Raw genomic sequence first — 11,853 nt, 5'->3', positions numbered from 1 at the left:
ATGTAAGGGTATTGCATAGTTCATGTATATTGAAACGTTATATTTTCTTTTTAGATAAGAGGCAAAATCAAAGGTTCTTTTCATAGTTTTCTCTGTCTCCCCAGGCAACCCTGTGACATAAAAGGCAGAAAGTTTCATGTTTAATTCATTACAAATCTTTGCCACTTTAATTACTTGCTGCAGGTTCAGTTTCTTTCCAATTACATTATTTAAAACATTTTGATCTCCAGATTCAACACCGATGATAAGTTCTTTGCATCCAGCTAGTTTCATCTTTCTCAAGATTTCTCTATCTAAAGTATCTGCCCTTACTCCGTTTGGAGTTGTCCAAATAATGTCCATTCTTTCAGAAATAATTCCATCAAGAATTCTGTGAATTCTTCTCTTATTGAACGTAAGATTGTCATCTTCAAATTGAATTTCTTCAATTCCATAATTTTTTATTAGAATTCTTAATTCTTCTAGAACGTTTTCAGGACTTCTGGCCCTCCATTTTCTACCCCAGAATGACGGGATAGCACAAAAGAAACAATTAAATGGACATCCTCGACTAGTAACTACACTCATCCATTTGTATTTAATAGCTTTTCTTGAGGAGAGATTTACTGGTTTTCCATTAATGTTACGAAGTTTAGTTTTTCCTTTACTTGTTGCATTAAAATAGTTTTCCAGATTTAAAAGATCAATCGCTGGAAAAGGTAGTGTATCTAAATTCTCTATATATCCTTTTATTTCATTAACACGTATCTGTCCATTCACATCTTTGTAAACTAATCCATCAATATTGAGGAATCTATTATCTTTCTTTAAAGATTTAATTAAATCAAGAAATCGAAATTCCCCTTCACCCATTATAACGAAATCAACATTTGGATCAATTATTGATTCTTTAGGCATGCTAGCGGCAAAAGATCCTCCCAAGATCGTTTTTATATTGGGATCAACTGATTTGACTAATTGTGCTACTTTATGAGCATTTGGGGATTGAGTAACAAAAGGATCAGAGATTCCTACAATATCGGGTGAGTATTTCAAAATAATCTTTGTGATTTTTTCCCATGATTCGCCAAAATGAATTAAATTATCGCCTAAATAATTGGAATGTAAGAAATTCGAAGCCAGAGCATCATATATCTTAATATCGTAGCCATTTTTTTGTAAAACACCTCCGATGTATGCTAAACCTATCGGCCAACCGATTTGTGGCAGTTGAGGATAGACAAGTGTGTGTGGAGGATTAATTAGCATGACTTTCAAAGAAATTCATCCATTTCAAATTATAAACCCTTTAAACTCATTACTGAATAAAAGAAATTATATTGAATAATAGACATTACCATTCAAACTAGGACACTTTATTAACTGGCATATTCTTTTCGGAAGATAACATAATCATCTTAGCAACTTCCAGGTTCTTCAGTCCCTCATTTCCATCAGTAAGCGGAGTTTTATTTGATATAATGCAATTTAGAAAATGCTCTAGTTCAAGTTTGAGCGGTTCATTTTTTGCAACGAACGGTCTTCCAATGATTGTGTTGCTATATTTAAGAATCTGATTCTTAGATGCCTTATGACCTTCTTTTTCAAGATTCCCATATATCGTGATGTCTTGATTAATGAAGTCAATTTCTGCATATCCTTTTGTTCCTGTAATGTGCATTGTGCGTATTTGAGTTGGAGTAAATAAATTAGATTCAATGATGCCTGATACTCCATTCTCAAACTCTAATATAGCGGACACATAATCCTCAAGTTCTGAAAGTATTGATTTAGTCTTAGAGTAGACTGATTTGACTTCATGTTCTACTAAGAATCTCATAACGTCTATATCATGAATAGAAAAGTCTACCACAACATCAAAAATAGCCCTCTGTCCAGGCTTATAGTAGCCAACTCTTTTTGAAGAAAGAGATACTATTTCACCTAAAAAATCCTCTGTTAATAACTCTTTTAGTTTAAGAACTGCTGGATTGAAACGTTCAATATGTCCTACCATCAAGAGTATGCCATTTCTTTTACTTAACTCAATCATATTTTTTGCTTGTTCTAGATTTGATGAAATGGGTTTTTCTACAAGAACGTGTTTTTTCGAATTCAATATGTTCTTACAGATCTCATAATGAGTTGATGTCGGTGCTGAGACACTTATAGCATCAACCTCTTCTTCTTGTAGCAACTGTAGATAGTTTGAATACCAATTTATATTGAACTTTTTGCCAATTTCTTTTGCCTTTTGAGAATCTATATCTGCTATTGCAACTAATTCTGAGTCTTTAAGTTCACTATATAGCCTAACATGATTCTTACCCATGCTACCTACGCCTACTACTGCAGTCTTAACCTTCAGAGCCCTTCCTCCAGTTTTACTTTCTTGATAAATTGTAGATCGTCTAGGTTATTTTAATACAATAAGGAGTTGGATCTAATAAAAAACCAAAATTAGAATCTTTTAGATAGATAATTAACTTCATCCTTAATTCCATCTTTTATATGGACAGTGGGGTTATATCCAAGCATTTCTCTAATCTTAGAAATATTTGCTATTCTCTGTTGCACAATATTTTGGGCTTTTCTATACTCTGGCTGAATGTCTATTCCAGTGATGTCCTTAAGAAGGTTCAATAGTTCTTTGATTGAAAGTGAAGTTTGACTTCCCACATTGAATACCTCATTATAGATATCACTTTCCATTCCCAAAATATTTGCCTGCACCACATCAAATACATGTACAAAATCAATTGATTGTGAACCATCTCCAAATAGAACAGGCTTTGTCCTTGTTAACAATTTCTTGAAAAACTCAACGATTACTGGCTTATAGTACTCATCTGACGTTTGTCGGATTCCATACACGGTAAAATTTCGGAAAATGATATATTTCAGACCAGATTGAGAAAAAAATCTGAAATAATATTCACTAGCAAGTTTGCTTATGCTGTAAAGCGTAATTGGATTAAGAGGATGTTGTTCATCTATTGGTTGATAAATAGGGATACCATAAACTGTAGCCGAAGATGAAAACATCACTTTTTCAACGGTGGCTTCTAATGATGCTTTTATAACGTTTAGTGTACCTTGAAGATTGCATGAAACACTTGCATCTGGAAAAGCATTACAGTAGTTTGCACAAACCGCAACTTCGTGAAAGACATATTGACTATCTTTAATTACATCCTTTAGAAGATCAAATTCAAGAATATCTCCATTGACAATTGTAATTTTATCCTCTACGTTTTTTAAATTTTCTCTTCGGCCACGTGAGAAATTATCATAAACAAATACATCATAACCTCTATTAACAAGTTCTTCAACTAAATGAGAGCCGATAAATCCTGCTCCACCTGTAACGACAACTTTCTTCGATGACGAACTCATAGGTTTTTCATTCCCTTCAATATTATTGATTCTTTTGTATATTCTTTAAAGCATTTGCAACGAATTCAACTTGGTCTAATGTCATATGGTGAAAGAGAGGAAGAGTCAAACTGTTTCTGAAAGCTATAGAAGAGTTTATTAGGTTTTTCGGATTGAAATTTAAACGTTTGTAGCATGGTTGTAAGTGGAGAGAATATGTACCAATTTGTGATTCAATACCCCTTTGAGCCATTAATTCAATCACTTTATCTCTATTAACTCCAAATTTTTCATCTAATAGTATAACATAGGATTGATATGTATGTGTTACATGAGGTTCAATATGGGGAGGAATTATCCCTTCTACATCTGAAAGCAATTCTGTATAGACTTTAGATATCTCTTTTCTCTTTTCAAGGATTTTATCAATTTTCTTAAGCTGTATACGACCGATTGCCGCAAGAACATCACTTAATCTGTAATTGAAGCCAGGATGAGTAAAATATACTTTGTTAGATACAATGCGGATACCAAAATCTTTCATTGAATGTGCGATCTTTACATATTCATCATTATCAGTAACGAGCATGCCACCTTCCCCGGTAGTCAGAAGTTTTCTGGCATGAAAACTGAAACAGCCAATATCACCGAAAGTTCCTGCTTTCTTTCCCTTGTAAAGCGTTCCAATTGCACATGCTGCATCTTCGATTATGGATAAGTCATATTTCTCTGCAATTTCCAAAATTGTTGACATTTCAGCTGGATAACCAAATAAATGGACAACAATAATGGATTTTGTATTTTCAGTAATCGCATCTTCTAATTTAGCTGGATCTAGATTGAATGTCTTAAGATCAATATCAACTAAGATTGGTTTTGCTCCCACATGAAATACTACATGACCTGTTGCAGGATATGTGAAGTCAGGCACAATAACCTCATCGCCGGGGCCTATTCCAAGACAAACTAAGGCAAGATGTAAAGCTGTGGTACATGATGAAACAGCAGAAGCATGTTTAATTCCTAGATATTCTGTAAATTCACTCTCAAATAATTTGGCTGTAGGTCCTTTTGCGAGATATCCACTCTGGAAAACTTTCCAAACTGCTTCAAGTTCTTCCTTATCAATGAATGGTCGAATTAATGGAATTTTTTTGGTCTTATTCTTTTCTGTGGCACTAATTTCCTTCAAAATTTCCTCTTCAAAATCTGTAGTCTTCATATAATCTACCACATTCGTAAATTATGTTATCAGTTCATTCCAGTCTGTATGAAATATATAAAATATTGATCATAGACTTGCTCTTTTACTTATTATTTAAGCACGAATTTCTCTTTTTAATATACTATGAAATCACTTAGTTTATGGAAATCAAAGATTAAATGGGGTACTTATGAGAGGTCAAAAATTAACTGTGGGAATTGTCAGCACAAATAAATTTCTTACTAATATCGTAAAAGAAATTTTACACCACCTAGGTATATCCTTTGAGGAAATAGACAACAAGACTCCAGTTAATTTCCCTTGCGTCATTTTACCGGTTCAGAAAGAAGAAGATTTTTCGATTGCCTCCAAATTATGTCAAAACGAGGAAAATATTTTAGTATTTGACAACATATGTTCAATTAAGAGTTTTTGTTTGGCATTGGGGGGCTTTTTAGATCAAGGTCAAATTGCAAATAGATCTATTGAACCCAAATTAAGTGTTATTGAATTTAAATTGCTAGAGAATATTAAAGATTGCTTTTTTAGACTGGATCTTCCTTTAATCAGAAAATGGTATTGGCCAAGTTTTACAGACGCTTGCTTTGTGGTTACCCATGATATTGATTCTTTAGATCCAATTCTTCGATTTTCAGAATTAAAAGGGAAAATTGGTCTCAATTGGTTAAAATTTATTTTTAATTTCATACGAAAAAGAACAGGTCAGGAAATATTCAAACTTGTACGTGAAGAGAATAGAAGACAGATCAAATCAACTTTCCTTTTTTTTCCAGATTATGGAAAAGATCATAACAAATTTTTAGCTATTCTTGATCTCTTAAAACGGATGAACTTTGAAATAGGCTTACATGCTTCTGAGTTCTCTTATTGCAACCAAAACATACTCGAGAACGAAAAGAAACAACTAGAAGAACTTGTTGATTCTGATCTTAAAGGCATTAGACAACATCAATTAAACTTTCTTCCACCATTTACTTGGAGATATCAAGAAAAGATTGGTTTTAATTACGATTTATCATTTTCACATAACATTGATTTTGGTTTTAGAAGTGACATATGCTTTCCTTACCATCCAATTGACATTATTGAGAAAAAAAGATTTAATCTAATAGAAATACCAACATCTTTTATGGATTGGACAGCCCTTTACAAAGATATAAACTACGATGAGATCTGGAGCATCCTAATGAAGTTAGATGATACTATTGAAAAACTTCATGGGTGTTTTGTGGTTAATTTTCACAATTCATATCAAAATCAGAATTTCCCCTTAATTGAAAGGCTTTATTCTCAATTATTGGATCATGTAACTAAGAAGAATTATTGGATCACTACTGCTGGAGAATGTACTTCATGGTGGCTAAAAAGAGAGAAGACAGAGTTAAGTGCCTTTTTTCTTAAAAACACAATAAAAGGGAATATTTCTTCTCCTTTACCAATTGTTATCGAAACAACTGACGAAATCATTAAGTTAGATCTAAAGAAAACTAGTTTTTCAATTAAGTTGAATGATAATGTTAATAATCCAAAATAATATTTCATTGAATCGAATTAGTTCGGGCTTCGTTTTTTAAATTCAAGATTTGGTAATAACAACGGATATATTCATCTGCGATCGCTGACCATTCGTACTTCTTAATTACTTCTTTCGAATTTACTGCGATACGCGTTCGTAACTCTTCATTTTCCCAAAGTTCAACGATTCTTTTCCCAATTTCATCAGGATTCAAAGACACTAAGACACCATTTATGTTGTCTTTTATTACTTCTTTAAAGTCACCTACATCTGGTGCTATAACGGGTTTTCCTGCTGCTAATGCCTCAAATAAGGTAACTCCAAAAGATTTTGAACGGTATGGAAGTATGCAGAAATCTGCGCCTTTGATATATGACAATGTTTTTTCGTGACTTAGCTCACCAAAATCTTTTAAATTTTTGATCTTTAGTCTCTTTATTAGATTAGAAACGTCAACATCAGATTCTGACCCAATAAGGTACATTTTAGCTGTTGGAATTTTTTGTTCAATTCTTTTAAATGCTTTTAATGCGATATCTGTCCCTTTTATCTTAGAATAAAGTCCTACAAATAATATAGAGGGATCTCCTTCTAAATTAATTTTTGGAACGTCTTTGAACAAACTTAGATCTATACCAAAAGGAATAACTTTAACATTTTTTTCTGAAAGTTTTTCTTTCTTGATTATTTTTTGTAAAGTACTAGAATATATTGTCTTTAAATTGTAAAATTTCCAAGAAACTTTGAAAGCAATAATACTCAAATATATTAGAAATTTAAATAATTTGTTGCGTTCAGCATCCGTAGCATTATAAAAAGGACCTCCTTTTAGAAAATTTTTGCACCCTATCAAATTATAATCGTAGCAAGAAAGTACCGTCTTCCTTCCTCGAAGTTTTGCAAGAAGTGGATATAAAAAAAAGAATTCACTTAATCCCGTTGTTTTAAAATGAAGAATGTCATAATTTCTAGATAAAATAGGCTTAATTTGTTTAAAAAAGAGCTTTATAGTCCTAAATATTGCCAATCTAATTGGATTTCTCCATTTATCTAATGACGTGTCTATTATGGGATTTATTTTAAGTTTCTTGATCTTATTTTCTTCTATATGTTTCTGAACTTTTTTTAAAGAAATAGATGGGTCAATCTTAAAAATAATTTCAACATGATGACCTTTCTTTGCTAAAAACCTTGGAAGAAAATATGTGAGATGGGAGATTCCGCCAACATTAAACGGAAATGAAGAATCCGAGTACATAAGGATATTTAGCCGCTTTTTCATTCAATAAAACCTCAATATAACAATCTAAATCCACTTGATTTATCTTAAAAGATTTGAATTTTCTTTAAAAAAAAGAGTATCCTCAGTTATTAAAACTTTAATGATTCCTGAGAAATTATAAGAATTATCTTGAATTAAGATCATAATGTAATAATGAGATTTAAATCCTTAGAGACTTCAATTGGTGGTTTCATTTTGAAAATACTGATTTACGCAGATACGTATTTCCCTACTTATGTAGGGGGAGGAGAAATTTTTTTGGATAAATTGACTAAAGAATTAGTAAAAAGAGGTTTTGATTTTCTTTTAATTACTAACAAACTAGAACAGAATGTAAAACGTAGTGAACGAGATAATGGTCTAACGATTTTACGTGTACCTCCTGAATCATTCTATATTCCCAAATCACTTCTAAAGAAGGCCTTTTTTCAAATTAAAAAATTAATCCGTGAAATACTCAAATTTTTCGTTTTCTTTATTCAATTTCTTAATTATAAACCACATATTTTCTTCATTAACGGACCTACTATAACGGTTCTTCCCTCTATTTTGCCGATCTCTTCTAAAATAAAAGCATGGAAACTTATTAAAAGAATCTTTTCACCTTTTACCGTTGTAATCTGCCATGCTCTCACAAGGCCCTATGGAAGTTTTCTAGAACAAGATTTGAGTGATTTTCGTGAAGCGGATATTTTAGTTTACGTCGATAAGTGGATGGAACCCTATTTGAAAAATATTCCAAAAATTTGGATACCTAATGGTGTAGACACTAATCTTTTTTCTCCAAGTCCCCTTCAATATTCTCATAAGATATTATCAGTAGGCAGACTTTGTCATGATAGAGGAACCGATCTTCTGTTGAATGCGATTCCTAATTTAGTTAAGAGGTTTCCTGATATTAAGGTTCAACTTATTGGGTGGGGAGATCTGCAAATATATAAAAAAATTGTTAAAAATCTAAAAATTAGCGATAATGTGGAATTTATGGGGAAAATTCCGAATGAGGAACTTATAGACTATTATAGAGATGCATACATTGTCGTAAACGCTGCAAGAGTAAGAGGGATACACATAGCCACATTAGAAGCAATGGCTTGTGGCAGAGCATGCATAAAATCCTATTATAAACCAGATCATAAAATCATTGAAGATCTTAAGAATGGTTTTTTATTTAATGGCGAAGATGTTGCAGAATTAGTCAATAAAATTGAATTTAGTTTTGATAACTATAATTTGGTCAAAAAAATATCTGCAAAAGCACGAGAAAAAGCTGAAAAGTTTAGTTTCACCACAAATGCACTAAAGTATGAAAACTTGTTTAATAAAATTGCTAAATACATTCTAAAAAATGAAAAAGTTTCACATTTTAGCGAAAATTGAAAGAAATGTGCCTTAGATGCAAAACGCCAATCTAGAGATAGCATTACATTTAAAAATCTCTTTATTGAGTTTAATTCTTATGTTTTCAATCGTGTAAATATTGAACTTTGAAATAGTCGTAATAAAGAGAAAAACTCATCACGATCTAAAAATATTTAAGTCTATGATTTTATTTCGCTGATATCATGGATTCAAAAACCCAAAAATCAGACCGCATTGTAAAACATATTTTTAAGGGAACCGCATCTTCACAAATCCTTCAAATATCGACGATCCTTATCAATATAATATATTCAGTTATTTTATTGCGTTTACTTCCACCTAGAGAAGTAGGTCTTCTAGAGCTAGCTGGTGCTCCATTTGGGATATTGTTTGTTAGTACAAATCTTGGGCTAGATAGTAGTGTAATTTTTTTCCTTTCAAAATCCAAAAAAAATACAGATTCTTCGACTACTAAAAATACTATGATTTCAGCTTTTTCTCTGCGGTTCATCATCGTCACTATTAGTGCTTTAGCTATTCTTCTTTTTTCAGAGAGTTTGGCAATTTTCTACGGAGATCCGCTTATTGAAACTTTATTGAGAATAAAAGCAATTCATTTTTTTATTGTCTCTTTAGAAATCATTCCATGTGCAACTTTCAATGCGTATCACAAATACGAATATCCTGTCTATATTTCAGTGTCGACTCTGCTTTTATCTCTGGTTATAGTACCCTCATTAATCACTCTTGGCTTTGGTGTTATAGGTGCTGCGATTGGTGAATTAATAGCAGGGACTATTTTAACAATTGCTACTTTATTCGTGTGGAGAAAGTTTTTTCCGAAAGATAGTTCAAGTTCTAATTTTAAAGGTACATCTAAAAAACTATTAGCCTATGGATTGCCATTAGCTGTAGACAATGTTTTTTCTTCGATATCAACAAACTCGGGAAAGCTCATTTTAGGATCATTTGGCCCACCTGAATGGATTGCTTATTATTCAGTTGCATACAACATATTTCAGCTTCCTATGAGAGCAGCAGCTACCGCCAGAGTTGCTTTGTTTCCGACCATGTCTGAACTAGAGAGTGAAAAAGAAATTAATTACTTGGCAAAGACTTTTCGAATGATTATCAACTATTTAGCAATTTTAATTGCCTTTCTCGTCGGAAGCATCTTAATTCTTGCCGATCCATTCATAATTTTACTCTATACCCAACGTTATTCGACTGCGATATTATTAACACAAATAATGGTAATTGGTAATTTATTTCGATTTATCGGCATGCCTATCGAAACTTTTCTATTAGCAAAAGGTAAACCAAAAATTATTACAATACGTAGCATGATTACACTGGGAACAACAATTTTTCTTGAAATATTGTTAATATCAACTTTTGGCTTGATAGGTGCAAGTATAGCAAAAGTACTTAGTCCATTACCAGCAGTGATATTTTTACTTTTATTTCTAAAAAGTAGGACAAAACAGGTTAGTATTGACTATAGGTATTTGATAAAGATATATTCAATTTTTACTTCTTCATTTTTAGTTAGTTACTTATTAACAAGTTCAATTACATATTTTGGAGCATTTGCTCTTTTCCTATTTCTCTTTATATTTTTATCAATAATTCTTCGTGGATTTACAAAACAGGATCTAATCATGCTAGCCCCCGTATTAGATTTCTTTCCCTATAGGCTTTCTTTATTTATGAGAAAAATTGGTTCGCGTTTTTATTCTATTTTACGCGATGAAAAATAAATCACGAGCGCCTAGTAGAATATTTATATTTTACCAATCTTTTTCAACATTCTTATTATTTCTTTGATTCTATTTTTTTCCTCAACTTTCTGATGAAACACAGGAAAAGAGCTTCGATCTTTTAAATGATCTTTTGCAATACCATCAATATATATCTAATCCATGACTTTTAGTAATCAGATTTATTAAAATCTATAAGATAACTTATTTTTAAATAAACTAAATTTTAAATCGAAGTTAACGAGAAATTCATGCGGTGCAATAAGTGTTTCAAAAACATATTAATATCCTTATTACCGGAATTATGTTACCTCCCCCTTATGGAGGCTTAGCTAAAAGAACTCTAAATCTTGCTAATGTGTGGATTTCAAAAGGGAACCAGGTCCACCTAATAGACATAAATCCCTCTAGAAATGACTTTATCCTCTCAGGAGTAAATATAAAAGTCCATACATTCGATTACAAAAACAAATATTTCAAAATGATTTTTGCCCTTCTATTTTTAATTGTAAAAAATCCAGTTTTCACAGTAAAATTCATCATTGAAGTTCTTGAATATCATCTCAAAAAAAGTTTTGGAATGTCAGGCTGGCAGCCATTTATAAACTGTAGTTTTCGTGGCTCTTTATTTTATTCATTAATTTGGGTCAAAGAGATTTATCAGATAGTTAAGAAATATAAGATCAATATAATCACTTCAAATTATGCTTTTGAGTACTCAATGCTTTCACTTAAAGTTTCTCAATTAGCAAAAACTCCTATTATAATAACAACATACTCTGAAGGTTTGTTTTGGAAGCTCAATAAAGATGGAAAGAATATTTCGCCTTACTACTCCCCGCTTTTTAAGAAAGTCTTTAACAAAGCAGATTGGATTATTGCTCCAAGTAAACATTGTATGAAAGCAGTAAACAGATTTTTAAAGGAAAAGAAACCGACTAGTGTAATTTACTCGCCTATTGATCTTACTCACATACCTGAAACAATTTCAAACAAAAATCAATTGCGAAATAATATTGGATTTTCTAATAAAAAGATTGTTCTTTTTGTCGGACAATTAAATTGGCGAAAAGGGCCAGATTATGTGATCAAAATCGCCCCTTTAATAATTGAAAAGATCCCTAATGTCCTTTTTGTATTTATAGGTCCCGATACAGGAATGCTTAAAAAACTAAAAGGGCTTGCAATATCTCTTGATGTAATTAAATACGTAAAATTTATTGGAACAGTTTCTGAAGAAGTATTACAGGACTATATGAGAGTAGCCAATGTTTTAGTTTTTCCATCACTTACTGATAGAGAATGCATGGGAATGTCTCTAAAAGAAGCGCAAGCAAATGGAACCCCTGTGATT

General features: G+C 31.8%; 9 protein-coding genes. 4 read left to right on the top strand and 5 right to left on the bottom strand.

Annotated elements, in window-relative coordinates; all coding sequences use genetic code 11:
- From QVB70_RS06710 to QVB70_RS06695, 4 genes are all read right to left on the bottom strand, one after another.
- Positions 1–1,248, bottom strand: a 1,248-nt coding sequence (locus QVB70_RS06710) for a radical SAM protein (RefSeq protein ID WP_287584696.1), incomplete at its 3' end; no start/stop codon positions are given.
- A 97-nt stretch (positions 1,249–1,345) separates the two neighbouring features.
- Positions 1,346–2,347 (bottom strand): Gfo/Idh/MocA family oxidoreductase, encoded by a 1,002-nt coding sequence (locus QVB70_RS06705; protein WP_287584695.1) that lies wholly within the window; start codon positions 2,345–2,347, stop codon positions 1,346–1,348.
- Between the two features lie 92 nt (positions 2,348–2,439).
- Positions 2,440–3,375, bottom strand: coding sequence for an SDR family NAD(P)-dependent oxidoreductase (locus tag QVB70_RS06700; RefSeq protein WP_287584693.1), 936 nt, complete (start codon positions 3,373–3,375; stop codon positions 2,440–2,442).
- A 22-nt stretch (positions 3,376–3,397) separates the two neighbouring features.
- Positions 3,398–4,576: a DegT/DnrJ/EryC1/StrS family aminotransferase gene (locus QVB70_RS06695; RefSeq protein WP_287584692.1), complete on the bottom strand. Its 1,179-nt coding sequence runs from the start codon at positions 4,574–4,576 to the stop codon at positions 3,398–3,400.
- Positions 4,577–4,748: 172 nt separating this feature from the next.
- Between QVB70_RS06695 and QVB70_RS06690 the strand changes: the two genes are divergently transcribed.
- Positions 4,749–6,113: a hypothetical protein gene (locus QVB70_RS06690; RefSeq protein WP_287584690.1), complete on the top strand. Its 1,365-nt coding sequence runs from the start codon at positions 4,749–4,751 to the stop codon at positions 6,111–6,113.
- 4 nt (positions 6,114–6,117) lie between these two features.
- Here QVB70_RS06690 and QVB70_RS06685 read toward each other — a convergent pair whose 3' ends face one another.
- Positions 6,118–7,377 (bottom strand): glycosyltransferase family 4 protein, encoded by a 1,260-nt coding sequence (locus QVB70_RS06685; RefSeq protein ID WP_287584689.1) that lies wholly within the window; start codon positions 7,375–7,377, stop codon positions 6,118–6,120.
- Between the two features lie 195 nt (positions 7,378–7,572).
- Here QVB70_RS06685 and QVB70_RS06680 point away from each other — a divergent pair, with 195 nt between their 5' ends.
- From QVB70_RS06680 to QVB70_RS06670, 3 genes are all read left to right on the top strand, one after another.
- Positions 7,573–8,757, top strand: a complete 1,185-nt coding sequence (locus QVB70_RS06680) for a glycosyltransferase family 4 protein (protein WP_287584687.1) — start codon at positions 7,573–7,575, stop codon at positions 8,755–8,757.
- 185 nt (positions 8,758–8,942) lie between these two features.
- Entirely contained in the window at positions 8,943–10,499 is a 1,557-nt protein-coding gene (locus tag QVB70_RS06675) for a flippase (protein ID WP_287584685.1), read from the top strand.
- Between the two features lie 265 nt (positions 10,500–10,764).
- Positions 10,765–11,853, top strand: a 1,089-nt coding sequence (locus QVB70_RS06670; RefSeq protein ID WP_287584683.1) for a glycosyltransferase family 4 protein, incomplete at its 3' end; no start/stop codon positions are given.

The organism is Candidatus Borrarchaeum sp. (assembly GCF_019058535.1).
Lineage (GTDB): Archaea > Asgardarchaeota > Sifarchaeia > Borrarchaeales > Borrarchaeaceae > Borrarchaeum > Borrarchaeum weybense.
The sequence above is the reverse complement of the archived record's forward strand: the minus strand, read 5'-3'. Positions and strand labels throughout refer to the sequence as shown.